At 62.5% G+C, this 23,662-nt stretch carries 19 protein-coding genes and 1 tRNA gene; 11 read left to right on the forward strand and 9 right to left on the reverse strand.

Annotated elements, in window-relative coordinates; genetic code table 11:
* Window positions 1-88: 88 nt before the first annotated feature.
* Window positions 89-164, reverse strand: a tRNA-Asn gene (locus tag ACJ8HB_RS06725).
* Window positions 165-618: 454 nt separating this feature from the next.
* Between ACJ8HB_RS06725 and ACJ8HB_RS06730 the strand changes: the two genes are divergently transcribed.
* From ACJ8HB_RS06730 to ACJ8HB_RS06750, 5 genes are all read left to right on the forward strand, one after another.
* Window positions 619-1,737 (forward strand): branched-chain amino acid ABC transporter substrate-binding protein, encoded by a 1,119-nt coding sequence (locus ACJ8HB_RS06730; RefSeq protein WP_033647954.1) that lies wholly within the window; start codon window positions 619-621, stop codon window positions 1,735-1,737.
* 125 nt (window positions 1,738-1,862) lie between these two features.
* Complete coding sequence (locus ACJ8HB_RS06735; protein WP_004928592.1) at window positions 1,863-2,777, forward strand: ABC transporter permease subunit; 915 nt, start codon at window positions 1,863-1,865, stop codon at window positions 2,775-2,777.
* Between the two features lie 10 nt (window positions 2,778-2,787).
* Complete coding sequence (livM, locus tag ACJ8HB_RS06740) at window positions 2,788-4,074, forward strand: high-affinity branched-chain amino acid ABC transporter permease LivM (RefSeq protein ID WP_094859974.1); 1,287 nt, start codon at window positions 2,788-2,790, stop codon at window positions 4,072-4,074.
* Window positions 4,071-4,946: an ABC transporter ATP-binding protein gene (locus ACJ8HB_RS06745; protein ID WP_033635209.1), complete on the forward strand. Its 876-nt coding sequence runs from the start codon at window positions 4,071-4,073 to the stop codon at window positions 4,944-4,946. Before livM ends, ACJ8HB_RS06745 begins: the two co-directional genes overlap by 4 nt.
* A complete protein-coding gene (locus ACJ8HB_RS06750; protein ID WP_047571359.1) occupies window positions 4,943-5,659 on the forward strand; it encodes an ABC transporter ATP-binding protein in 717 nt (238 codons plus the stop codon). The genes ACJ8HB_RS06745 and ACJ8HB_RS06750 overlap by 4 nt, the downstream gene beginning before the upstream one ends.
* 29 nt (window positions 5,660-5,688) lie before the next feature.
* Here ACJ8HB_RS06750 and ACJ8HB_RS06755 read toward each other — a convergent pair whose 3' ends face one another.
* Complete coding sequence (locus ACJ8HB_RS06755) at window positions 5,689-6,375, reverse strand: aspartyl/asparaginyl beta-hydroxylase domain-containing protein (RefSeq protein ID WP_033654946.1); 687 nt, start codon at window positions 6,373-6,375, stop codon at window positions 5,689-5,691.
* A gap of 268 nt (window positions 6,376-6,643) precedes the next feature.
* Here ACJ8HB_RS06755 and ACJ8HB_RS06760 point away from each other — a divergent pair, with 268 nt between their 5' ends.
* From ACJ8HB_RS06760 to ACJ8HB_RS06785, 6 genes are all read left to right on the forward strand, one after another.
* Window positions 6,644-7,834, forward strand: coding sequence for a sugar transporter (locus ACJ8HB_RS06760; RefSeq protein WP_047571361.1), 1,191 nt, complete (start codon window positions 6,644-6,646; stop codon window positions 7,832-7,834).
* A 174-nt stretch (window positions 7,835-8,008) separates the two neighbouring features.
* Complete coding sequence (locus ACJ8HB_RS06765; protein ID WP_170943483.1) at window positions 8,009-9,403, forward strand: MFS transporter; 1,395 nt, start codon at window positions 8,009-8,011, stop codon at window positions 9,401-9,403.
* A 142-nt stretch (window positions 9,404-9,545) separates the two neighbouring features.
* A complete protein-coding gene (locus ACJ8HB_RS06770; protein ID WP_047571365.1) occupies window positions 9,546-10,376 on the forward strand; it encodes an alpha/beta fold hydrolase in 831 nt (276 codons plus the stop codon).
* Window positions 10,377-10,385: 9 nt separating this feature from the next.
* Window positions 10,386-10,811, forward strand: coding sequence for a DoxX family protein (locus ACJ8HB_RS06775; RefSeq protein ID WP_047571367.1), 426 nt, complete (start codon window positions 10,386-10,388; stop codon window positions 10,809-10,811).
* Window positions 10,804-12,414, forward strand: coding sequence for an MFS transporter (locus tag ACJ8HB_RS06780; RefSeq protein ID WP_047571369.1), 1,611 nt, complete (start codon window positions 10,804-10,806; stop codon window positions 12,412-12,414). The genes ACJ8HB_RS06775 and ACJ8HB_RS06780 overlap by 8 nt, the downstream gene beginning before the upstream one ends.
* Before the next feature lie 96 nt (window positions 12,415-12,510).
* Complete coding sequence (locus tag ACJ8HB_RS06785) at window positions 12,511-13,563, forward strand: NAD(P)H-dependent flavin oxidoreductase (RefSeq protein WP_047571370.1); 1,053 nt, start codon at window positions 12,511-12,513, stop codon at window positions 13,561-13,563.
* 116 nt (window positions 13,564-13,679) lie between these two features.
* Here the strand turns inward: ACJ8HB_RS06785 and ACJ8HB_RS06790 are convergent, their stop codons facing one another.
* The 7 genes from ACJ8HB_RS06790 to ACJ8HB_RS06820 all read right to left on the reverse strand — a co-directional run bounded on the left by ACJ8HB_RS06790 (window position 13,680) and on the right by ACJ8HB_RS06820 (window position 23,572).
* The gene (locus ACJ8HB_RS06790) at window positions 13,680-15,062 is read right to left on the reverse strand and encodes a serralysin family metalloprotease (RefSeq protein ID WP_094859972.1); all 1,383 of its coding nucleotides are present in this window, start codon (window positions 15,060-15,062) and stop codon (window positions 13,680-13,682) included.
* A gap of 500 nt (window positions 15,063-15,562) precedes the next feature.
* On the reverse strand, window positions 15,563-16,849 hold the full coding sequence (locus ACJ8HB_RS06795; protein ID WP_236658250.1) for an alginate export family protein: 1,287 nt from the start codon (window positions 16,847-16,849) through the stop codon (window positions 15,563-15,565).
* A 44-nt stretch (window positions 16,850-16,893) separates the two neighbouring features.
* The gene (locus tag ACJ8HB_RS06800) at window positions 16,894-17,793 is read right to left on the reverse strand and encodes a glyoxalase (protein WP_160866754.1); all 900 of its coding nucleotides are present in this window, start codon (window positions 17,791-17,793) and stop codon (window positions 16,894-16,896) included.
* Window positions 17,794-18,277: 484 nt separating this feature from the next.
* Window positions 18,278-18,637 carry a DUF805 domain-containing protein gene (locus ACJ8HB_RS06805; RefSeq protein WP_047571379.1) on the reverse strand — a complete coding sequence of 120 codons (360 nt, stop codon included), beginning with the start codon at window positions 18,635-18,637 and terminating at the stop codon, window positions 18,278-18,280.
* A gap of 114 nt (window positions 18,638-18,751) precedes the next feature.
* Window positions 18,752-20,947 (reverse strand): catalase/peroxidase HPI, encoded by a 2,196-nt coding sequence (katG, locus tag ACJ8HB_RS06810; RefSeq protein WP_039565197.1) that lies wholly within the window; start codon window positions 20,945-20,947, stop codon window positions 18,752-18,754.
* 259 nt (window positions 20,948-21,206) lie between these two features.
* A complete protein-coding gene (locus tag ACJ8HB_RS06815; RefSeq protein WP_080298862.1) occupies window positions 21,207-22,661 on the reverse strand; it encodes a coniferyl aldehyde dehydrogenase in 1,455 nt (484 codons plus the stop codon).
* A gap of 2 nt (window positions 22,662-22,663) precedes the next feature.
* On the reverse strand, window positions 22,664-23,572 hold the full coding sequence (locus ACJ8HB_RS06820) for a hypothetical protein (protein ID WP_047571772.1): 909 nt from the start codon (window positions 23,570-23,572) through the stop codon (window positions 22,664-22,666).
* Window positions 23,573-23,662: the final 90 nt, after the last annotated feature.

Genomic DNA, 23,662 nt, shown 5'->3' on the forward strand with positions numbered 1-23,662 from the left:
AATCAAAATGCACCAGGAAGACTTTTCACGCTAACCTCTTGAATCAACATCAGATAAGGATTCGTAAGGATGCATGAAAACAGGAAAATGGCTCCTCTGACTGGACTCGAACCAGTGACATACGGATTAACAGTCCGCCGTTCTACCGACTGAACTACAGAGGAATCGTTGGAACGGGGCGAATAATAGCGGGGCGCCTGGGGTTTGTCAAAGCGCTAAACTGCAAAAAAAGCGCGTTTGCTGAGGGAATGAGCACCTTGCGCTGTTTTTCGGCATTTTCCATCGCTATGCGCTGATTTTTGCATCCCAAATCGTTTTGACGTCGTTTGCACAAGCCGTTGCACGGCGATGGTGCAGGGTCACTCTCGCTATCCTGCACCTTCCCTCTTAGCCGTACGGCTTATCCCCCGTTAACCCCGTCAAACGCCGCGCCGCAACTGATATGTAGGATGAATAAGCAAATAATATGTATTCGTCGTCACAATGGCTGGATTTTTGCTTACCCATTTTTGGGGAATGCGACTGCGCTCTCAAGAAAATTATTTTCCCCGTCTACACATAAAGTGAAAGTTCCGCGCCCCAGGGCGTTCCGCTACACCAGTGCTGAGGAAGATAACAATGTCATCGAAATTGATAAAAAGTCCGCTCGCTGCTTTGCTCATCGGTTGTTTAGGTACGGCGTTTTCCGCGCAGGCCGATATCGTCATCGGCGTCGCCGGGCCGTTCTCCGGGCCTAACGCCACCTACGGCGATCAGTATTGGCGCGGCGCTTCTCAGGCGGCGGCGGACATCAACGCCGCCGGCGGCATCAAAGGGGAAAAAATCAAGCTGGTGCAGGGGGATGACGCCTGCGAACCGAAACAGGCGGTCGCGGTCGCCAACCGGCTGGTGGATCAGGAAAAGGTCTCGGCGGTGGTCGGCCACTTCTGCTCCTCTTCCACCATGCCCGCCTCCGAGGTGTATGACGAGGCCGGCATCATTGCCATCACCCCCGGCTCCACCAACCCGCAGATCACCGAGCGCGGCATGAAGACCATGTTCCGTATGTGCGGGCGCGACGATCAGCAGGGCGTGATCGCCACCAACTACATGCTGGACACCCTGAAGGCTAAGCGCATCGCGGTGATCCACGATAAAGACACCTATGGCCAGGGGCTGGCGGACGCGGCGAAGGCGGCGATGAACAAGCGCGGGGTCAAGGAAGTGCTGTATGAGGGGCTGTCGCGCGGCGAGAAAGACTTCAACGCGCTGGTGACCAAGATCGCCTCGGTCAAGCCGGACGTGGTCTACTTCGGCGGCTGCCATCCGGAAGCCGGGCCGCTGGTGCGCCAGATGCGCGAGCAGGGCGTGACCGCCAAGTTCTTCTCCGGCGACTGCGTGGTGACCGAAGAACTGGTGACCGCTGCCGGCGGGCCGCAGTACACCAACGGCGTGCTGATGACCTTCGGCAACGATCCGCGTCAGATCCCGGAAGGCAAGGCGGTGATCGCCAAGTTCCGCGCCAGCGGCTTTGAGCCGGAAGGGTACACCCTCTACTCCTACGCCTCGATCCAGGCGATCGCCGCCGCCTTTAACGCCACCGGCGGCAAAGACAGCGCCAAGGCCGCCGAGTGGCTGAAGTCGCACGACGTTGACACTGTGATGGGCAAAAAAGCCTGGGACCAGAAGGGCGACCTGAAGGTCTCGGACTACGTGGTCTACCAATGGGATGACAAGGGCAAATATCACCAGCTGTAAACGGCCGAACCTTGAAGTTGTAACCCTATGACCGACGGGCTCGCCGCTCTGGCGAGCCCGTTCCGCGATGACCTTTGGGCCGCGTCGGACTGCGTTGGCGGCCTTACCAGGCGAGACTGCTCATTATGGATGTATTCTTTCTGCAACAGCTGATCAACGGCCTGACCCTCGGTGCGGTGTATGGCCTGATCGCCATCGGCTACACCATGGTTTACGGCATCATCGGCATGATCAACTTCGCCCACGGCGAGGTGTACATGATCTCCGCCTACCTGTGCGCCATCGGTTTGGCGCTGCTGTCGTTCTTCGGGCTGCACTCGTTCCCGCTGCTGATCCTCGGCACGCTGGTGTTCACCATCGTCATCACCGGGGTGTACGGCTGGGTGATCGAGCGTATCGCCTACAAGCCGCTGCGCAACTCCACCCGCCTGGCGCCGCTGATCTCCGCCATAGGCATGTCGTTAATCCTGCAAAACTACGCGCAGATAAGCCAAGGGCCGCGCCAGCAGGGCATCCCAACGCTGCTGAGCGGCGTGTTCCGCCTGGAGTTCGACGGCGGCGTGGTGCAAATCACCTACACCAAAGTGTTTATTCTGGTAGCGTCGCTGCTCGGCATGGCGATCCTCACCTACATCATTCAGCGCACCCGGCTGGGGCGCATCTGCCGCGCCACCCAGCAGGATCGCAAAATGGCTTCGATTCTCGGCATCAATACCGATCGGGTGATCTCGCTGGTGTTCGTGATCGGCGCCGCCATGGCCGGGCTGGCCGGGGTGCTGATCACCATGAACTACGGCACCTTCGATTTTTACGTCGGCTTTATCATCGGCATCAAGGCCTTCACCGCCGCGGTGCTGGGCGGCATCGGCTCGCTGCCGGGCGCCATGCTGGGCGGGCTGCTGCTCGGGGTGGCGGAGGCGCAGTTCGCCGGCATGGTGAACTCGGATTACAAGGACGTGTTCTCCTTCGGGTTGCTGGTGGCGATCCTGATCTTCCGTCCGCAGGGCCTGCTCGGCCGGCCGCTGATCGCCAAGGTTTAAGGAGAACGCCATGTCGCAATCCGTGATCCACGGCGGGCTGGACGTTAAACGCAGCCTGCTGGACGCCGTCTTGGCCGGGCTGATCGCCCTGATCGTGTTCGGGCCGATCGTCGGCATCGTGCTGAACGGCTACAGCTTTAACTTCGAACCGCACCGGCTGGTGTGGATTATCGTCGCGGTGATGGCCGGGCGGCTGCTGCTGAGCCTGTTCCTGCAAACCGCGCCGGGGCGCAGGGTGCTGGCGCGCTTCGACGGCGGCAACGACGGCGTTTACGTGCGGCCGCTGGGCTATAAATCCAACCTGCGCTGGCTCCTGCCGCTGATGGCGGCGATCGCGCTGCTGTTCCCGTTCGTCGCCACCAAATACCTGCTGACGGTGGCGATCCTCGGCCTGATCTATGTGCTGCTCGGCCTGGGGCTGAATATCGTGGTCGGGCTGGCGGGGCTGCTCGATCTGGGGTACGTGGCGTTTTACGCCATCGGCGCCTACGGGCTGGCGCTGGGCTATCAGTACCTCGGGCTGGGGTTTTGGGCGATGCTGCCGCTGGGGGCGCTGATGGCGGCGCTGGCCGGCGCGCTGCTGGGCTTTCCGGTGCTGCGCATGCACGGCGACTACCTGGCGATCGTCACGCTGGGGTTCGGCGAGATCATCCGGCTGGTGTTGAACAACTGGATGTCGCTCACCGGCGGGCCGAACGGCGTCTCAGTGCCGGCGCCGACGGTGTTCGGCCTGGAGTTCGGCCGGCGCGCCAAAGACGGCGGGGTGCCGATCCACGAGTTTCTCGGCATCGATTACAACCCCAACCTCAAGTTCATTTTCATCTACGCGGTGCTGTTTTTGGTGGTGCTGCTGGTGCTGTACATCAAGCACCGGCTGACGCGCATGCCGATCGGCCGCGCCTGGGAGGCGCTGCGCGAGGATGAGATCGCCTGCCGCTCTCTCGGGCTGAACCACGTGCTGGTGAAGCTGTCGGCCTTTATGCTGGGCGCCTCCACCGCCGGGCTGGCGGGGGTGTTTTTCGCCACCTATCAGGGCTTCGTCAACCCGACCTCGTTCACCTTCTTCGAGTCGGCGCTGATCCTGGCGATCGTGGTGCTGGGCGGCATGGGCTCCACCCTCGGCGTGGTGCTGGCGGCCTTCGTGCTGACGGTGGCGCCGGAGCTGCTGCGCAGCTTCGCCGAATACCGGGTGCTGCTGTTCGGCATGCTGATGGTGGCGATGATGGTCTGGCGGCCGCGCGGGCTGGTGCGCATCAGCCGCGCCAGCTTCGCCGAGCGCAAGGGGGTGGCGCCATGAGCGACGCCATTTTACGGGTGGAGCACCTGATGATGCGCTTTGGCGGCATCAAGGCGCTGAACGACGTCAATCTGGAGGTAGAGCGCGGCTCCATCACCGCTCTGATCGGCCCCAACGGCGCCGGCAAGACCACGGTGTTCAACTGCCTGACCGGCTTTTACCGCGCCAGCGGCGGCGCGATCCTGCTCAATACCCATAAGCGGCCGACCGACGTGATCCAGGTGCTGGGGCAGAAGTTTCGCGCCGGCGACTGGATACGCCCGAAGCGGCTCGGCTCGCGCCTCTATTACAAGATGTTCGGCGGCACTCATTTGGTCAACCGCGCCGGGCTGGCGCGCACCTTCCAGAATATCCGCCTGTTCCGCGAAATGTCGGTAGTCGAGAACCTGCTGGTGGCGCAGCACATGCAGAGCAACCGCAACTTGATCGCCGGGGTGCTGAACACGCCGGGCTACCGCCGGGCGGAGAGCGCCGCGCTGGATCACGCCTTCTACTGGCTGGAGGTGGTGGATCTGGTGGACTGTGCCAACCGGCTGGCGGGGGAGATGTCCTACGGCCAGCAGCGGCGGCTGGAGATCGCGCGCGCCATGTGCACCGCGCCGGAGATGATCTGTCTCGACGAGCCGGCCGCCGGGCTGAACCCGGTGGAAACGGCCACGCTGAGCCGCATCATCCGTTTCCTGCGCCAGCATCACGGCATCACGGTGCTGCTGATCGAGCATGACATGGGCATGGTGATGGAGATCTCCGATCGGGTGATCGTGCTCGATCACGGCGACGTGATCGCCCGCGGCACGCCGCAGGAGATCCAGCACAACGAGGCGGTGATCGCCGCCTACCTGGGCGCGGACGAAGAGGAGCTGGCGGGATGAGCGAAGCGATGCTGGAATTTCGCGAAGTGGACGTGTTTTATGGGCCGATCCAGGCGCTGCACAAGGTGTCGCTGCAGGTCAACGCCGGGGAGACGGTGGCGCTGATCGGCGCCAACGGCGCGGGCAAATCCACGCTGTTGATGTCGATCTTCGGCCAGCCGCGTATCGCCGGCGGGCAGATCCTGTTTGGCGGCGAGGACATCAGCCGCCGCTCCACGCACTACGTGGCGGCCGGCGGCATCGCGCAAGCGCCGGAAGGGCGGCGCATCTTTCCGGACATGAGCGTGGAGGAGAACCTGCTGATGGGCACCATCACCGTCGGCAACCGCTATCTGGCGGAGGATCTGCAGCGCATGTTCGAGCTGTTTCCGCGCCTCAAGGAACGGCGCAACCAGCGAGCGATGACCCTGTCCGGCGGCGAGCAGCAGATGCTGGCGATTGCCCGCGCGCTGATGAGCCGGCCGAAGCTGCTGCTGTTGGACGAGCCGAGTCTGGGGCTGGCGCCGATCGTGGTGCGGCAGATCTTCGGCGTGCTGCGCGAGCTGACCCGCAGCGGCATGACGCTGTTTCTGGTGGAGCAGAACGCCAACCACGCGCTGAAGCTGTCCGATCGCGGTTATGTGATGGTCAACGGCCAGATCCGCCTCACCGGCAGCGGCCAGGAGCTGTTGAACGATCCGGAGGTGAGGAAGGCCTATCTGGGCGGCGGCTGAACGCCGCCCTTTGGGCAGGGAGGCACGCTTCAGAACTGTTTCTGCATCCAGCGCACGTTCAGCCGCACCAGGGCGATGATGGCGCTGGAGAGCAGCCGCAGCCCGCCGGGCATGTCGCGGCGGCGGATGTCCAGCAGCAGCACGGTGCGCACCTGCGGGCTGTCGTTCCACACTTCGTGTTCGAAGGTGTCGTCCCACAGCATGAACTCCCCCTCGTGCAGCCGGTATTCGCGGCCGTCCACTTTCAGCACCGCCGCCGGCGCGCCGTCGGCGCGTTTGGGCATGTCCAGCACCAGATAGCCGCGCAGAATGCCGCGAAACGGTCCGCGGTGGGGCGGCACCTGCTTGCCGGGCGCCAGGAAAGAGAGCGAGGCGGACAGCACGTCCGGCGACGAGGCGATCAGCGCCGCCAGCGTCGGGCAGCGCGCCAGGTTGCGGGCGATCGGCTGGCCATAGGCCTTCATGATGAACATGCGCCAGTCGCGCGCGTCGTTGGCGGAGATCGACGCCTGCTGGATCATGATCTCGTGAAAGCGGGGAATATTGTGCAGATCGTGGGCTACGGTCAGCGCCTCTTCGCGGATCTGCCGCCATTGGGCGGTGAAACGTTCGGCGTCGGGGAACAGCGCGGCGCTGTCGAGCACCGGCTTGCCCTGAATGCGGCGATCGTAAACATTGCGCAATGCGAGCACGGACCAATCATAAATCGCGGACATAATGACCTCGCCTCAGAAAACGCCAAATGGACACTGCGCGCGGTTCTTCGGCGCGGCGCGTCGTCTGCGGCGGCCGGAGGGGAAGAGCGGCAGGAAAAATTGGTACGCTTCAATAGATTAGCACAGCATTTGTGCAACCGTGTGTCTGCGAATGTGTCGAAATGCGGCGAAAAAAACCACACAATTAAAGTGTGACGCGTATCGCATTTAGCGGGCCGGTTGGTTAAAATATCGCTACTTGCCCGCACCTGTCCGGATTTTGTTTACCATGGAACACGCTGCCGTTTCGCGCTCAACCGCCTGGTTGCGCGTGGTTATCCTCGCCGTCTCGGCCTTTATCTTCAACACCACCGAATTTATTCCGGTCGGTCTGCTGAGCGACATCGCCGCCAGCTTCTCGATGCAAACCGAACAGGTCGGCCTGATCATCACCATCTACGCCTGGATCGTCGCCGCCGCCTCATTGGCGTGCATGCTGCTGACCAGCAAAATCGAGCGCCGCAAGCTGCTGATCGGCGTGTTCATGCTGTTTATCGCCAGCCACGTGCTGACCGCCGTGGCCTGGAACTTCACCACGCTGGTCATTTCGCGCGCCGGCGTGGCGCTGGCGCACTCGGTGTTCTGGTCGATCACCGCCTCGCTGGCGATCCGCGTGGCGCCGCCGGGCAAGAAAGCCCAGGCGCTGAGCCTGCTGGCGGGCGGCACCGCGCTGGCGATGGTACTCGGGCTGCCGCTCGGGCGGGTGGTGGGGCAGCTGCTCGGCTGGCGCATGACCTTTATCGGCATCGCGGTGTGCGCCACCCTGGCGCTGGTGCTGCTGTGGCGCCTGCTGCCGGTGCTGAAAAGCGAGCACTCCGGTTCGCTGGCCAGCGTGCCGCTGCTGTTCAAACGCCCGGCGCTGCTGGCGCTGTACATGTTGACCGTCATCGTGGTGACGGCGCACTTCACCGCCTACAGCTACATCGAGCCGTTTATCCAGACCGTGGCCGGGCTGTCGGAGAACTTCACCACGCTGATGCTGCTGCTGTTCGGCGCCGCCGGCATCGTCGGCAGCCTGCTGTTCAGCCGCTACAGCGAGCGTTTTCCTTCCGGCTTCTTTATCGGCGCCATCGCGCTGCTGGCCTTGAGCCTGCTGCTGTTGTTGCCGGCCGCCGGCAGCGAAAGCCACCTGACGGTGCTGTGCATCTTCTGGGGCATGGCGATCATGGCCATCGGTCTGTCTATGCAGGCCAAAGTGTTGAGCCTGGCGCCGGACGCCACCGACGTGGCGATGGCGATCTTCTCCGGCCTGTACAACTTCGGCATCGGCAGCGGCGCGCTGCTGGGCAACCAGGTGAGCCTGCATCTTGGCATGGGCAACATCGGCTTCGTCGCCGCGCCGCTGGCGCTGATCGCCCTCGGCTGGTGCCTGCTGAGCTTCTACCGCAACGAACGGTTGCAGCAGCACCCCAGCCGTTAAGCCACCGATTCGGGATGCCGCTGCGGCATCCCGCGTTGCATTTTCCTGCTATAAAACAGGCTGCTGCAGCGTTTTATGCTTAACTTTTTTTCATAGTCTGCTAATTAAAAATTTAACTCCGACGCCGCTTCGCTAGCATAGAAAGTCATCAAAAATGTTAATGCGAGGTTAACGGTGAGTGACTCTGTAGCGGCGTCGCCGATCCATGCGCGGGATTTGGCGGCCAGAATCGACGCCTTGCCCGCGTCGGCCGGCCTGTGGCGCTTTATCATTCTGCTGTCGCTGGGCGGCTTTTTCGAACTCTACGATCTGTTCCAGACCGGCTATATCAGCACCGGCCTTATCGCCGACGGCATTTTCCACACCGGCGCGCAGGGCGTCTTCGGCGTGTCGGACCAGGCGGCCTTCGCCTCCGCCACCTTTCTTGGCCTGTTCGTCGGCGCCAGCCTGCTGAGCCCGTACGCCGATCGCTTCGGCCGCCGCGCCACCTTCATGTTCGCCCTGATCTGGTATGGCGCCTTCTCGCTGCTGCTGGCGTTTCAACAGCAGGCGGAGTGGGTGATCTTTCTGCGCTTTCTGGTGGGCGTCGGGCTTGGCATTGAGCTGGTGACCATCGATACCTACCTGACGGAGTGGGTGCCCGCGCATCTGCGCACCCGGGCTTTCGCCTTCGCGTTCTTCGTGCAGTTCCTGTCGGTGCCGGCGGTGGCGCTGATGTCCTGGTGGCTGGTGCCGCAGACGATTTGGGGCCTGAGCGGCTGGCGCTATGTAGTGATCGCCGGCGCGCTGGCCTCGCTGGTGATCTGGCTGGTGCGCAAGGGGCTGCCGGAGTCGCCGCGCTGGCTGGTGCAGCAGCGGCGCTATGTGCAGGCCCGGCAGGTGATGCGGGATATGGAACGGCGCTGCGGCGTGGCGGCTACGGACTTCCCGTCGCGCCCGGTGGACGATGCCGAGGGGGCACCGCTGCGCGGCCGCTTTCGCGACATCTGGGCGCCGCAGTATCGCGATCGCACGCTGATGCTGGTGGTGATGAATTTCTTTCAGGCCATCGGCTTCTTCGGCTTCGGCAACTGGCTGCCGGCGCTGCTGTCGGGCAAGGGCGCATCGGTCACCCACAGCCTGCTGTACGCTTTCTTCATTACGCTGGCCTACCCGCTGGGCTCGCTGCTGTGCAGCTTCTACGCCGACAAGATGGAGAATAAGTGGCAGATCGTGTTGTCTTGCCTGGTGACGGTGGTCTTCGGCTCGCTGTTCGCGCTGCAGAACAACCCGCTGTGGCTGATCCTGTGCGGTTTCTTCATCACCTGGTCCAACGCCTGGCTGACCTACAGCTACCACTCGTATCAATCCGAGATCTTCCCGACCCACATCCGCGCCCGCGCCGTCGGTTTCTGCTACTCCTTCAGCCGGCTGTCGACGGTGTTCAGCAGCATCATCATCGGCATTATCCTGCAGTACGGCGGCTCGCTGGGGGTGATCGCGTTTATCGTCGCCAGCATGCTGATCGTGATGCTGGTGATCGGGCTGTTCGGCCCGAAAACGCGCGGTATCGATCTGGAAAACATCTGACGTTTTGCGCCGGCGGCGACGCCGGCCTCTTCAGCAAAAAAACTCGCGATCATGCGAAAATTATTCCGTTATCACTGCCTTTGCGCCTGCCGTACTGTTACCCGGTACAAAATCCAATTCAATACCGAGCGGGGAACACGTCATGAGCATCCTCACCGCGCCCGATGGCGCGCGCATTTTCTATAAGGATTGGAGCCGCGGCCAGCCGATCCTGTTCTCCCACGGTTGGCCGCTGTCCGCCGATGCCTGGGACAACCAACTGCTGTTTTTCGGCCAGAGCGGATTCCGCGTGATCGCCCACGATCGCCGCGGCCACGGCCGTTCGGATCAGACCTGGCACGGCAACGACATCAACCAATACGCCGACGATCTGGCTCTGCTGATCGAAACGCTGGATCTGCGCGATCTGATCCTGGTCGGCCACGCCATCGGCGGCGGCGAAGTGGCGCGCTACATCGGCCGCCACGGCAGCGATCGGGTGGCGAAGGTGGTGCTGGTGGGCGCCGTGCCGCCGCTGATGCTGCAAACGCCGGTCAACCCGGAAGGCACACCGATGGCGGCCTTCGACGGCATTCGCAGCGGCGTGGCGGGCAACCGCTCGCAGTTCTTCAAAGATCTGGCGGTGCCGTTCTACGGTCTCCACTGCGACGAGGTGGAGAGCAATGCGGGGCTGATCGACCACTTCTGGCTGATGGGCATGCAGGGCGGCATGAAAGGGCAGTACGACGGCGTGAGCGCATTCTCCGAAGTGGACTTCACCGCCGATCTGCTGGCGATCGACAGGCCGACGCTGCTGGTGCATGGCGACGCCGATCAGATCGTGCCGATCGGCGCCTCGGCGCTGAAAGCCGCTAAGCTTATGCAACAGGCGGAGCTGAACGTATACGCCGACGGCGCTCACGGCTTGGCGCAGGTCGATCCCGATCGCTTCAACGCCGATCTGCTGGCCTTTATCCAGAATTCGCCGTTTTAAGGGGGCACGATGAACCTGACTGCTATCGCCGCCCGCTGCGCGCAGCGGCTGTATGCGCCCGCGGTGCGCTGGCTGCTGCTGCTCGCCATTTGCGCCGCCTACATTCAGGGCGGATTGGTCAAGGCGCTGAACGTCGAAGGCGCCATCGCCGAGATGACCCATTTCGGCCTGCAGCCGGCGGCGCTGTTCGCCGTGCTGGTGACGCTGCTGGAACTGGCGGCGTCGGCGCTGATCCTGAGCGGCTTTTACCGCTGGCTCGGCGCGTTGGCGCTGGCCGGTTTCACCCTGATGGCGACGCTGATGGCCAATCCGTTCTGGCAGTTCGACGGGGCGGAACGCGGCCAGATGATGAACGGATTTTTTGAACACCTTGGGCTGGCCGGCGCGCTGTTGCTGGTGGCATTTAACGATTTGAAGGAGCGAACGGATGGCTGAACAGGCGGACAACAAGGCGGCGGCGGGCGGCTTCGCGCCGCTGAAAATCCCCTTATTTGCGGTGCTGTGGGGCGCCACGGTGCTCGGCAACGTCGGTAGCTTTATGCGCGACGTCGCCAGCTCGTGGCTGATCACCGATCTGTCGAGCAACCCTTCGGCGGTGGCGCTGATGCAGACCGCCGCCACGCTGCCGGTGTTCCTGCTGGCGATCCCGGCCGGGGTGCTGTCGGACATCCTCGATCGGCGGCGCTTTCTGATCTTCGTGCAAATTCTGCTGGCCTGCGTCAGCGGCAGCCTGCTGGTGCTGTCGCAGACCGGTGCGCTGACGGTGGAATACCTGCTGGCGCTGACCTTCGTCGGCGGCATCGGCGCGGCGCTGATGGGGCCGACCTGGCAGGCGATCGTGCCGGAGCTGGTGCCGCGCGCCGAGCTGAAAAACGCCGTGGCGCTGAACTCGCTGGGCATCAACATCGCCCGCTCCATCGGCCCGGCGGCCGGCGGCCTGCTGCTGGCCAGCTTCGGCGCCGGCGCGGCCTACGGCGCGGACGTGATGAGCTATGTGCTGGTGATCGCGGCGCTGCTGTGGTGGAAGCGGCCGAAGGCCGAGGACAGCGGCCTGTCGGAACACTTCTTCGGCGCCTTCCGCGCCGGCCTGCGCTATGCCCGTTCCAGCCGCGAGCTGCACGTGGTGCTGCTGCGGGCGGCGGTGTTCTTCGCCTTCTCCAGCTCGGTCTGGGCGCTGCTGCCGCTGGTGGCGCGCCGCATGCTGGGCGGCAGCGCCGGCTTTTACGGCGTTCTGCTGGGGGCGGTAGGCGCCGGGGCGATCCTCGGCGCGATCGCGCTGCCGCGCCTGCGCCAGCGGCTGAATGCCGACGGGCTGGTGTTGCTGGCAGCGGTGCTGACCGCCGTGGTGATGGCGGCCCTGTCGCTGGCGCCGCCGCAGTGGCTGGCGGTGGTGCTGCTGTTGGTGCTGGGCGCCGGCTGGATTATTGCGCTGACCACGCTCAACGGCGCGGCGCAGGGCGTGCTGCCCAACTGGGTGCGCGGCCGCGGCCTGGCCATCTACCTGATGGTGTTCAACGGCGCGATGGCGGCAGGCAGCCTGCTGTGGGGGCTGGTGGCGCAGGAGCTGGGCGTGGCCGCCACGCTGCTGGTCGGCGGCGTCGGCCTGTTGGCGGCGGGGCTGCTGTTCCACCGCCTGCGGCTGCCGACCGGCGAAGCCGATCTGCAGCCGTCGAACCATTGGCCGGAGCCGTTGGTCAACACGCCGGTTGAGAACGATCGCGGCCCGGTGATGATTCAGGTGGAGTACCGCATCCGCGAACAGGATCGGCCGCAGTTCTTGCGCACGCTGCTGATGCTGGAGCGGGCACGCCGCCGCGACGGCGCTTACGCCTGGGGCATTACTGAGCACACCGGCGATCCGGAATGCATCATGGAGTGGTTCCTGGTGGAGTCCTGGGCAGAGCACCTGCGCCAGCACCAGCGGGTGTCGCACGCCGACGCCGATCTGCAGCAGGAGGCGCTGCGCTTCCACATCGGGCCGGAGAAACCGGTGGTGCATCACTTCCTGTCGCTCGACCGGCATCAGGTGAAGCATTAACTGCACGGCCAGGCGGTGAGAAGGTGCTATGCTTTTGGTCGGTTCGGCGGCGCGGTCGCCGTAAGACGAATGTAGTCAGCACAGGGAGACACATTGATGACGGCACCTTCTGCTTTTGCCCGCGAGCTTGGGCTGCGCTATCCGATCGTTCAGGGGCCGATGAACGGCGCGTCGCCGCCGGCATTGGCGGTGGCGGTGAGCAACGCCGGGGCGCTGGGCTCGTGCGCGGCGGCGCTGTTTTCACCGGCGGTGATCCTCGAACGCGTGCAGCAGATCCGCGCGCAGACCGCCGCGCCGTTCAACATCAATCTGTTTCTGCTCGATGAGCAGCACCCGGATCTCGCCGAGCTCAAGCGCGCCCAGCACCTGCTGCGGCCGTTCCGCGAAGCGCTGGGGCTGAGCGAGCCGCCGATCCCTACCCAATTCGCCGAAAACAACCGTGACCAGATCGCGGCCTTGCTGGAGGCGGCGCCGCCGGTGGCCAGCTTCACCTTCGGCGTGCTGCCGCGCGCCACGGTCACGCAGTTCAAGAAGGCCGGCTCGCGGGTGATCGGCACCGCCACCACGGTGGCGGAAGCCCGCGCCTGGGAAGCGGCGGGCGCCGACTTCGTTTGCGTCTCGGGCGCGGAAGCGGGCGGCCACCGCCCGACCTTCCTCGGCGACATCGAGCAATCCTGCGTCGGCCTGATGGCCCTGCTGCCGCAGGTGGCGGCGGCGGTGAAGATTCCGGTGATCGCCGCGGGCGGTATCATGAACGGGCGTGGCATCGCGGCGGCGCGCTTGCTGGGCGCGCAGGCGGCGCAGCTGGGCACCGCGTTCCTGTGCAGCCCGGAGTCGGGCATCGCCGAAGCCTGGCGGGCGGCGCTGAGCAACGCCGGTGATGACAGCACGCGCCTGACGCGCGCCTTCAGCGGCCGCCCGGCGCGCGGCATCGTCAATGATTTCATGCGCCAGATGCGCGCGGAAGAGGCGCAGATCCTGCCTTATCCGGTGCAGAACGCGCTCACCGGCGATATCCGCCAGGCGGCGGCCAAGGCCGGTCGTGGAGATTTTATGTCGCTGTGGGCTGGGCAGGGCGTGGGCCTGGCGCGGCCGATGCCGGCGGCGGAGCTGGTCGCCACCCTGGCGGCGGAACTGGAGGCGGTGTGAGCTCGTCTGCGCGATTTATTGCTCTGACAGTGTGGGAACCGCGCAAAAAATCGCCAGGGTGATGCCTGAGAAGAGATAAACAGTCCGGCGTTCGCGCCGGACTGCGGGTTTCTTGGCTAGACGAGAATATCGGCGGAAGCGTCGACATGCCCAACGATTTTAACCAGGAAATCAGGCTGGTTATGGCCGGAGAGATTGATCGCCAGATCGGTCACATTCTGCTGCGAGTCATAATTCAGCGCCGCTTCATATAGCGAGCCGCTTAAATTATCGACGAAGTGCAACTCGCCCCCCTCGGCCTTAACCGTCTGGTTGAGCCACGACAGATCGATTTTATCCACCGCCGTTTGGAAATCACGGATCCAGTCCGGCGCGGCGGCCTGGCTGTCGTCGGCTGCGCTGAAGACGAAGGTGTCGGCGCCTGCATTGCCCCAGAGCTGATCGGCGCCGTCGGCACCGTAAATGATATCGTTGCCTGCGCCGCCTTTGAGCGTATTGTTCAGTGCGTTGCCCACTAAGATATCGGCGCCGCTGCCGCCGATGATATTTTCAATCTGCGCGCCATAGGCGATGGCGATATTCGCCTTCAATCCGCCCACATCTGAGAATGAGCCTTCGTTAATGTTGATGCGCTGATCTTGGCTGTAGCCTGAAAAATCCAGCGTGTCGTTGCCGCCGGCATCCCAGATAGCCGCCACGATTTTGTCCGTGGACGCCTTAACGCTCAAAAAGTCTCGATCCGTATTCGAGTTGAAACCATAGGTGGTATCACCGGTGCGCGTGGTGGTATTCGCGCCGTACAGCTTCTGAATGGCGGTAATATCATCCAGCTGCGGCCCCGAGGGCCATACGCCTTTATAGTCGGCGCCGGTGTTTTGTTCACTAAAATAGCTCATCAAAGAATATTGATGGTCGTCCTCATAATATTTCGCCGAGTTGGTGTAGGTGGGGTAGGTCGCGTTGGAGGCATCATAGTTTCCGGGGTGGGAGAGCCCGAGCGCATGCCCTATTTCGTGGGTCAGCGTATCCCTGGCATAGTTATTGGTCTGCGGATTCGAAGCGTCGTAGCCTTTGTTGCCGCTGATCCAGATGGTGCTTTTCAGGTCGTTTTGCGTACTTTCATAGGAGGTGTAATTGCCTCCGCTGGCCGCCTTATAAAAACCAAACTTTATATCAGCGCTTTTGGCATCGGTGCCTTTGACCTCGGTGAAGGTGATATTGGCCACGTCTGACCAGGACTGCAATGAAAGCTTGGTTTGGGCCTGTTGGGCGGCGGTAAGCTGTGCGGATCCTGGCTTATCGCTGTCGGTATACACGGGGAAAGAGTAGGTTATTGTTGCCGCATGGTCAGTCACGCCTTTGCCATTGGCGGAATAATGGCTCCTCAGCAACAGATCTGAAACGTCTTCCGTGGCGTATGAAGGCTTGCTGCTTCCCTCGCGATCGCCTCTTTCATAATCGGTTAAATAATCTGAGATTTTATCGGTAGCTAATGACATATCAAACTCCTTTGGACGTTGACAATATTGCACTTAACGCTCTATATGCTCGTACACAGGTTTGAAAATAGGGGGGGTTATTGGGTTATCATTGGCTTGCCTCCTTGTCTGGCTTGAATATCGCACTCAAGCGGGATATGTCCATATCATTAATCACGGTGAGGAATTAATGGCGCGCAATGGTTGGCTGAAAGCAGTATAGGCATAATTATTTTATTAATGAGTTATTCTTATATGAATCTTTTACATAAGATATGTGTAAAAGGCGTACTTCAATAACCAGGTGGAATTAAATCTTTATTTAATATTACTCTGTAATTGGCTCGTGGAGTTTACCTAACTGATTTATCTTTTTGCTTTTCATTAATTTTCATCTGTAAATGGCGGCGAGTAGCCACCATTGCCGCAATGCATATAGGCGGCTACACGCCGGCGAACGTCATTAATTGAGTAAGGGATTATTAAGGGCGCTCGCGTACACCGATTAACTTGCCTGATAATTAAAAACTGTAGGTGCCCTGTGCCAGGACGAAGTTCATGTTTTTCACCCCGGCATGCTGCTGCAGGCTGTGGCCGACGTCGAAGTAGACATAGGCCACCTTGAACTGGAGATCGCTGCGCGGCGTCCAGATGGTTTCGACCTGATACTGGTTGCCGATAAAGCGCGAGCCTTGCGCGCTGCCCTTCACCGGGCGCATCGGCCCGAGGTAGAAGGCATCCTCGCGGCGTTGCCGCCACAACGCGTCCCAGCTGAAATCGATGGACAGGGTTTGCCACGGCGTAATCGTGACCGAAGGATGAATGGCGATCAGGTTAGCCGGCGCCACCAGCCCATTTTCGGTCAGGTAGGGCAGCTTGGGGTACATGGCGTTAAAGGTATTGAGCTGCCCATCGTGACCGTTTTTATCGCCGCTGGCGATGCCAATCTTGCCGCCAAAGCGCGGCTGCCAGCGCCAGTCGTTCACCTTATACCCGGCGTGCGCCGACGCCGACCAGGCGCGGATGTCGCGCTGTTCCGCGCTGCCGAACTGCCAGGCGGCTTCATTATCCCAGTCGAACCCCTGCGCCGCGCCGAAAATGCGCGCGCCGACGGTATAGCGCCGTTCTTGCCCGCTGAGCTGCGCGTAGTGGGCGTCGTTATCCTCAAAGCCAAAGGTGTAGAGATCGAGCGAGGACGCCAGCGCTGCCAGCGGCGTGGTGCCGTACAGTCCCCACACCTTTTGGCTGTTGTCGGTATCGTCGTCGAAACTGCCGGTTTTGAGGGTGACGGGGTGGCCGATAAATGCGTCGAGGCGGTTTTTATCCTTGGCCCAGCTGGCGCGGATGGCGTCGAAAGAGCGGCGCACGTTGGGGCCGTCGCGGGTGCCCATCAGGTGCAGCGAACCCAGCGCAATCTCCTGGCGGCCGACCCGCAGGGTGCCGAGGCCGTAGGCGGTGGGCAGTTTCAAGTCCACATAGCCCTGGCCGAGATAGGCATGATCTTCGTCGGTCGGCTTGCGCCCGCGATCGCGCGCCGTGGCCAGTGACGATCCCAACTGGACATAGGCGCCAAAGTAGTCGCCATAGTCGAGGCGCGCGCCAATCAGCAGGCGCTGCATGAAGGTGTCGTCGCGTCCGCCGCTCAGATCGCGTTGATCCGTCCATTCATAGCGCTCGCGCAGTGAGCCGTCGAAAGACAGGGTGGCCGCATCGCCCAACGGGATGTTTTTCCAGGGGGAAGCGGCGGGTTCCGCCGCCAGGGCGGGGAGTGAGGAGAACAGCAACAGTGCGGGAAGCGTGCGTTTCATCATGGGTATCCGAAGAAAAAAGCGCGCCGCAGCGCGCCTTGGGTTTATTTAGCCGTCTGGTGGATTTCGGCGATGTAGCCGCCGGGGAAACGCACCAGCGCCGAGGCGCGGCGCTCCGCCGCCGTCGAACGCCACAGCACCTGCGCGCCGCTGGCCGTCGCTTTGGCCAGCGTGGCCGGCAGATCGTCGACGCCATAGCCGGTGCGCTCATGGCCGAACGGATAAGGCAGATGCCCGTCGGTGACGAAAATGCGCGTTTTGCCGAAGCGCGAGTCCAGTTCGATCTCGCGGATCTTGCCGCTGTCGCTGCGGCCGATCGCCGTATCGCTGACCTGTTCGTCGCTCACCACCGTGGCGTGCGAGAACGCCTGGTAGCTTTTCAGGAAATCGTCGACGCGGTAGGCGGAGAGATACAGGCGGTTTTCCGGCACGCTCAGCAGCGGCTTGTAGTTGGGCGCCTTGGTGTGCCAATAGAGCTGCATGTTGACGCCGCCGGGCCACTGGATCACCGCGTCGCGGCCAATCGGATCGTCGAAAGGCGCAACCTGCACATCGGCGCCGGCGGCTCTGGCCTGGCGGATGGCGGCGTCCATATCCCTGACCAGAAACCCGTTGCGCTCGGTGCCGAACGGGTGTGGGATCGGCGTTTTGAAATCGAACACCGAGAAGCTGCCGGCCGGCGTCAGTATCAGCTGGGAGTAGGTTTCGCTCGGCGTGGGCGTGACGTTGACCAGCACGCGTTCGGTGCTGGTACCGCCGAAGGTTTTCAGGATGCTGTCGACAAAGGCATCCATTTTGCCGCGTTCGACATAGACATGGGTGGTGTCATATTGCGGCCCCACGGCGAGAGACGCCGTATCGGCCGCCCATGATACGGCAGGGAGCAGCAGCGCAAGGGCTGATATCCTCAGCCGACGAGAAGAAATACCGATAATATGTTGCATGATGACCTCCAGGTAGCGGTTATTTTCCTGAGTGAAGCGTGATTTCCTATGAGCTTTCCCGTCGGCTGAAAAATAAAAACTAAAAACGCAATGCGCGTCGTGAAACATTAAATAAGGGCGAAATTCTGGCGCCTAAGCGAATATCGCGCAGGTACAGAACCTCTCTTTTTATTGGCATAAAAACGGTGGGGTGCCTTTGCCGGCTAAGCCCGCTGTCGCTAAGGAACGGCGAGGGTCATAAGGCCCGCCTCGCCGCGCGCTGAGGCGAATCGAGGATAATCCATAACGGTGTTCTCCTGGATGGGATATATCGCATTAGCCAGCTGAGTTTACGGTCTTCATTGCCGTCTAAATATAAATACAGCATTAAAAGAATTGCCGCCCATCAAATTTTTATATGACTTGTTGAGTAAATACGAATAAGCGGGTAAAGAGAATATCGCGGCGCCAGCCATGGCTCGCCGAAGCAGGCCGTTGAGGGGGCTTACGCTAGGTTTGGGCGATCCTCGTAAGGGTTATTGATGTTCTTAGCGGGAAGGAACAGCGCGAAGAACAGCATTACATAGGGTGTGAAGCAGAACCATGTCAGGCACCAACCACCGGAGTAACCCGCATCATGCAAACGGCGCACATTGGCTGCTAGCATGGGGAGTAAAAACGCCGCAAGCGCGAAAATGGAAATTTCATTCACCTTGCTGGCGATAACGGCGAGATAAAACAGAAACCAAACGTGCTGGCACAAAAGCAGCATTGAGTAAGGCCCACGGCTTTCGCGGCCTGAGTAGGTGAAGGTCTTTTTGTAACAGTTGAAGAGCGGGTGAGCGCTATCCGATGTCTGTATCATGCCATCTTCTTGGCTGTGGTTAACCCACGTTAGCACGAGATTGCGATAAAGATATGCATCAATGATTAAAAAGCCCGCCAGGTTTACCGTGGCGGGCTTTGTGCTGTCGCTTAGTTACGCCAGATCGAAACGATCGAGGTTCATCACTTTGTTCCAGGCGGCGACGAAGTCGTGGGCGAACTTCTCCTGCGCGTCGGCGCTGCCGTAAACTTCGGCCAGCGCGCGCAGCTGCGCGTGTGAACCGAACACCAGATCGACGCGGGTGCCGGTCCATTTGACCGCGCCGCTGCGGCGATCGCGCCCTTCGAACAGGCCGTCTTCACCGACCGGGTGCCAGGTGGTGCCCATGTCGAGCAGGTTGACGAAGAAGTCGTTGGTCAGCGCCTGCGGCCGCTGGGTGAATACGCCGTGCGGCGTGCCGCCGACGTTGGCACCGAGCACCCGCAGCCCGCCGACCAGCACCGTCATTTCCGGCGCGGTCAGGGTCAGCAGCTGCGCCTTGTCGACCAGCAGCGTTTCGGCCGGCACGCGGTATTTGCCCTTCAGGAAGTTGCGGAATCCGTCGGCGAGCGGCTCCATCGCTTCGAAAGAGTCCACGTCGGTCTGCTCCTGCGAAGCGTCCATGCGGCCCGGCGCGAACGGCACCGTCAGGGCCAAACCGGCGTTCTTCGCCGCCTGTTCCACGCCCGCCGCGCCGGCCAGCACGATCAGATCCGCCAGCGAGACGCGCTTGCCGCCGGCCTGCGCATCATTGAAGGCGCGTTGGATGCTCTCCAGCTTGGCCAGCGTTGCGGCGAGCTGCGCAGGTTGGTTGACCGCCCAGTCTTTTTGCGGCGCCAGGCGAATGCGCGCACCGTTGGCGCCGCCGCGTTTGTCGGAACCGCGGAAGCTCGAAGCGGAAGCCCAGGCGGTGGAGACCAGTGCCGATACCGGCAGGCCGGAAGCCAGCACGGCGTTTTTCAGCGCGGCGATGTCCTGCTCGTCGATCAGCGGATGATCGACCGCCGGGATCGGATCCTGCCAAATCAGCTCTTCCTGCGGCACTTCCGGGCCGAGGTAGCGAGGGCGCGGCCCCATATCGCGGTGGGTCAGCTTGAACCAGGCGCGGGCGAAGGCGTCGGCCAACTCTTCCGGATGCTCATAGAAGCGGCGCGAAATCTTCTCGTAGGCCGGATCGAAGCGCAGCGAAAGGTCGGTGGTCAGCATGGTCGGGCGGCGTTTCTTGTTCGGATCGAAGGCGTCGGGAATGGTTTCACCGATGTCTTTCGCCACCCACTGGTGCGCGCCGGCCGGGCTTTGGCTTAGCTCCCATTCGTATTCGAACAGGTGGCGGAAGAAATCGTGGTTCCACTGGGTTGGGGTGGTGGTCCAGGTGACTTCCAGGCCGCTGGTGATGGCGTCTTTGCCGACGCCGGTGCCGAAGGTGCTGTGCCAGCCGAGGCCCTGCGACTCCAGCCCGGCCGCTTCCGGATCGGCGCCGACGTTAGACGCCGGACCGGCGCCGTGGGTCTTGCCGAAGGTGTGGCCGCCGGCGATCAGCGCCACGGTTTCTTCGTCGTTCATCGCCATGCGGGCGAAGGTTTCACGGATGTCGCGCGCGGCGGCCACCGGATCGGGGTTGCCGTCCGGGCCTTCCGGGTTGACGTAGATCAGGCCCATCTGCACCGCCGCCAGCGGGTTCTCCAGGTCGCGGTCGCCCGAGTAGCGGCTGTTTGGCCCGCCGCTCAGCTCCAGCCAGATCTTCTCCGAGCCCCAGTAGACGTCGTCCGGCTCCCAGGTGTCGGCACGGCCGCCGGCGTAGCCGAAGGTTTTGAAGCCCATCGATTCCAGCGCCACGTTGCCGGTCAGGATAATCAGGTCGGCCCAGGAGATGTTGCGGCCGTATTTCTGTTTGATCGGCCACAGCAGGCGGCGCGCCTTGTCGAGGCTGACGTTGTCCGGCCAGCTGTTGAGCGGGGCGAAGCGCTGCTGGCCTTCGCCCGCGCCGCCGCGGCCGTCGCCGATGCGGTAGGTGCCGGCGCTGTGCCAGGCCATGCGGATGAACAGGCCGCCGTAGTGGCCGAAGTCCGCCGGCCACCATTCCTGCGAGTCGGTCATCAGGGCGTGCAGATCCTGTTTGACCGCCGCCAGATCGAGACTGTTGAAGGCGTCGGCGTAGTTGAAGTCTTTATCCATCGGATCGGACAGGGGGGAGTGCTGATGCAGCGGTTTCAGGCTGAGCTGATTGGGCCACCAATCCTGATTGGTGGGGCCGTTCTGCGGTGCGGGCTGTTTGCCGCCCGAAAACGGGCATTTGCTTTCAGTTGTCATAATGCGCTCTCTGCTTCCGTAAGGGTGCTCCAGCCGCCGGGCGTGGAGCGGTTAACAAGGCATGCGGGTAAGGCCTGCGTCGGGTGTTGCGCTAAATAACTGAACTCAATGGAATCACATCGCCCCGGCCGCTAACGGGCAAAGGGCGACTCATGGCTAAGCTTAGTCAGCGGCGGCGGAGAGATAAAATAGGAATGATTGAATACTGTGATAGCTTGCGGCGATTCATGGCTGTGTTATTGATAGTCAGCGCGGCGCTCTATCGGCGCCGCAGCATCACCTTGAGTACCGCGTCCGCCAGCCTGCCGAACGGCGCGCGCAGCAGATCGGTGAAGCGCCAGCGGCTTTGGATAAAGACGCCCTTGGCATGGCTCAGCGCCCGGAATCCTTCGATGCCGTGACAGGCCCCCATGCCGCTGGGGCCGATGCCGCCGAACGGCAGATCGTCCTGGGCAAAGTGCAGCAGGGTGGCGTTGCCGCTGACGTTGCCGGAGGTGGTGCCCGCCAGCAGCCTGTCCTGCAGCGTGCCGCCTGGGCCAAAGTAGTACAGCGCCAGCGGGCGCGGCCCGGCGTTGATAACGTCGATCGTTTCATCAAAGGCGGCGTAGGTGCGCACCGGCAGCAGCGGCCCGAAGATCTCCTCTTGCATGATCCGGCTGTCGTCGGGGGCGCCGACGATCAGCGTGGGGGCGAGGGTTTTCGGCCGTTCCACCGCCGAGTCCGGGCGGTGGCCCACCGGAACGATCCGCGCGCCCCGCGCCTGGGCGTCGGTGAGCAGATCCTGCAAACGGTGGTAGTGCCTGTCGTTGATGATGGCGCCGTAGTCATGGCTCGTCGGCCCGTCGGGGTAAAACGCTTTGACCGCCGCGTCGTAGAGCGCAATGAAGTTTTCCACATCGTCCTGATGGATCAGCAGGAAATCGGGCGCGATGCAGGTTTGGCCCGCGTTCGACAGCTTGCCGAACGCCAGGCTGTTAACGGTTCTGGCGGTGAGCGCGCCGGGCGCCACGACGGCGGGGCTTTTGCCGCCCAGCTCGAGCGTCAAGGGCACCAGATTTTTACCGGCCGCCTGCATGACCTGACGGCCGATCGCCGTGCTGCCGGTGAACACCAGGTGATCGAACGCCAGCTCGCTGAACCCGGCCCCGACGTCCGGCCCGCCGGTCACCACGGCGACCTCATCGGCGGGAAACAGCGCCGCCAGCATCGTTTCGATAAGCTGGCTGGTGTGCGGCGTGAGCTCCGAAGGTTTCAGCATCACGCGGTTGCCGGCGGCCAGGGCGGTGGCCAGCGGGATGAAGGTCAACGAAAACGGGTAGTTCCACGGCGCCATGACGCCAATCACGCCCTTGGGTTGATACTGCACGTAGGCGCGCCCGGCCTGATACGGCAGGGCGACATGGCGGCGTTCCGGCTGCATGAAGCGCTTCAGATTGCGCAGCAGATAATCGATCGCCTGCACGGTGACCAGGATCTCCAGGATGTCGGTTTCGTATGGCGAGCGGTGGCCGAAGTCTGCGCTGACGGCCGCCGTCAGTGCGCCGCGCTGAGCCAAAATGGCGCTCCGCAGGTGGCGCAGGGCGGCCTTGCGCTGAGCGATCGTCGGTGCGCCGTCGCGCAGGAAGGCATGGCGCTGGGCGGTGAGCATTTGTTCCATCTTTATCATCATCGCGGCGGCGTTTTCCTGCATGCTATCGCTATTGACCCTATTCACCCTCAACGCTCCGGCATATCGAAAGGAACCGGCATGTTGAGCACCATCTGCGCATCCCGCACGGCGTCGAGCTGCAACACGCGGGATACGCCCAGCCCGTTGAGCAACGCGCTCATTGGGCCGCCGTGCTGCGTCAGAACCAGATCATGCGGCCATCGGCGCTGCGCGAATGTCAGCGTATTGGATTGTACGACAGTGCGATGCCATCGCCCATCGATCTGATGCAGCATCGTATTGCACCCTATCCGCGATTGAGAAGGCACGTTGCGAAACGGCGGCGATGGGGCCTGAAAACTCAAGTCCGGAGCGCCGTTGGCGCTGTTGACGCAGGCGCGCAGGTCGCTGCTATTGATGTCCATCGAAATCTCGGTGACCCACTTGGGCAACTGGTAACCGAATACACCCCGCACCCGTGCGATTTCCGTCGTCACCGGCAGCGCGAGCACATGCGCATAGAAACTGCGTCGGCGCACCTGCCGCAGCAGTTCGGCAATGCCGGCTCGCCGGCTGCCGGGTTGCGGAACGACGATGGCGATGGAGGCCTCGGCATAGGGATCGTTGTCACAGACCCGATACGAGAAGAGGCTTAGCGCCACCAGCCCGTGCCGCGGGCCGGCGTGCAGCGGCTCAAGCGGCGCCGGCAACAGGGGGCGCAGGCGGCTGAGCGGCGCGGCCATCAGCAGCTGTATGCTGCTGCTGCGGTAGTAAAAATTAGGCGCCCAGACCTGGCCGACGCGTGAAGGAACCTGCTGTTTGGGAATGCGGCGGAACCAATCGATGTCGCCCGCTTCGGGATCGCGCGCCACCTCATCCAGATCCGGATTGGCTCTGAAGCGGTCATAGTAGCCACCGCGCGGCACTTTGACTTTCTGGTCCGCGAATTCAACCTCTGTATAGGACTCGTCTCTCATTATGGCAACCTTGTTGGGGGAACCGTTAACGCGCTGGCCGCGTGCGTAAGGCGCGTTTCCCGGGCCGGAAAGCATGGAGCCATTACGGAT

The organism is Serratia sp. CY27727, from assembly GCF_052169275.1.
Classification (GTDB): Bacteria; Pseudomonadota; Gammaproteobacteria; order Enterobacterales; family Enterobacteriaceae; genus Serratia; species Serratia sarumanii.

What these genes read in the sequence shown, in the direction of transcription:
- katG (WP_039565197.1), bottom strand. Translation starts at nt 20,947, where the DNA reads ATGACAACTGAAAGCAAATGCCCGTTTTCGGGCGGCAAACAGCCCGCA.
- ACJ8HB_RS06785 (WP_047571370.1), top strand. Translation starts at nt 12,511, where the DNA reads ATGACGGCACCTTCTGCTTTTGCCCGCGAGCTTGGGCTGCGCTATCCG.
- ACJ8HB_RS06790 (WP_094859972.1), bottom strand. Translation starts at nt 15,062, where the DNA reads ATGTCATTAGCTACCGATAAAATCTCAGATTATTTAACCGATTATGAA.
- ACJ8HB_RS06795 (WP_236658250.1), bottom strand. Translation starts at nt 16,849, where the DNA reads ATGAAACGCACGCTTCCCGCACTGTTGCTGTTCTCCTCACTCCCCGCC.
- ACJ8HB_RS06775 (WP_047571367.1), top strand. Translation starts at nt 10,386, where the DNA reads ATGAACCTGACTGCTATCGCCGCCCGCTGCGCGCAGCGGCTGTATGCG.
- ACJ8HB_RS06780 (WP_047571369.1), top strand. Translation starts at nt 10,804, where the DNA reads ATGGCTGAACAGGCGGACAACAAGGCGGCGGCGGGCGGCTTCGCGCCG.
- ACJ8HB_RS06750 (WP_047571359.1), top strand. Translation starts at nt 4,943, where the DNA reads ATGAGCGAAGCGATGCTGGAATTTCGCGAAGTGGACGTGTTTTATGGG.
- ACJ8HB_RS06730 (WP_033647954.1), top strand. Translation starts at nt 619, where the DNA reads ATGTCATCGAAATTGATAAAAAGTCCGCTCGCTGCTTTGCTCATCGGT.
- ACJ8HB_RS06805 (WP_047571379.1), bottom strand. Translation starts at nt 18,637, where the DNA reads ATGATACAGACATCGGATAGCGCTCACCCGCTCTTCAACTGTTACAAA.
- ACJ8HB_RS06820 (WP_047571772.1), bottom strand. Translation starts at nt 23,572, where the DNA reads ATGAGAGACGAGTCCTATACAGAGGTTGAATTCGCGGACCAGAAAGTC.
- ACJ8HB_RS06760 (WP_047571361.1), top strand. Translation starts at nt 6,644, where the DNA reads ATGGAACACGCTGCCGTTTCGCGCTCAACCGCCTGGTTGCGCGTGGTT.
- ACJ8HB_RS06755 (WP_033654946.1), bottom strand. Translation starts at nt 6,375, where the DNA reads ATGTCCGCGATTTATGATTGGTCCGTGCTCGCATTGCGCAATGTTTAC.
- ACJ8HB_RS06800 (WP_160866754.1), bottom strand. Translation starts at nt 17,793, where the DNA reads ATGCAACATATTATCGGTATTTCTTCTCGTCGGCTGAGGATATCAGCC.
- livM (WP_094859974.1), top strand. Translation starts at nt 2,788, where the DNA reads ATGTCGCAATCCGTGATCCACGGCGGGCTGGACGTTAAACGCAGCCTG.
- ACJ8HB_RS06770 (WP_047571365.1), top strand. Translation starts at nt 9,546, where the DNA reads ATGAGCATCCTCACCGCGCCCGATGGCGCGCGCATTTTCTATAAGGAT.
- ACJ8HB_RS06735 (WP_004928592.1), top strand. Translation starts at nt 1,863, where the DNA reads ATGGATGTATTCTTTCTGCAACAGCTGATCAACGGCCTGACCCTCGGT.
- ACJ8HB_RS06745 (WP_033635209.1), top strand. Translation starts at nt 4,071, where the DNA reads ATGAGCGACGCCATTTTACGGGTGGAGCACCTGATGATGCGCTTTGGC.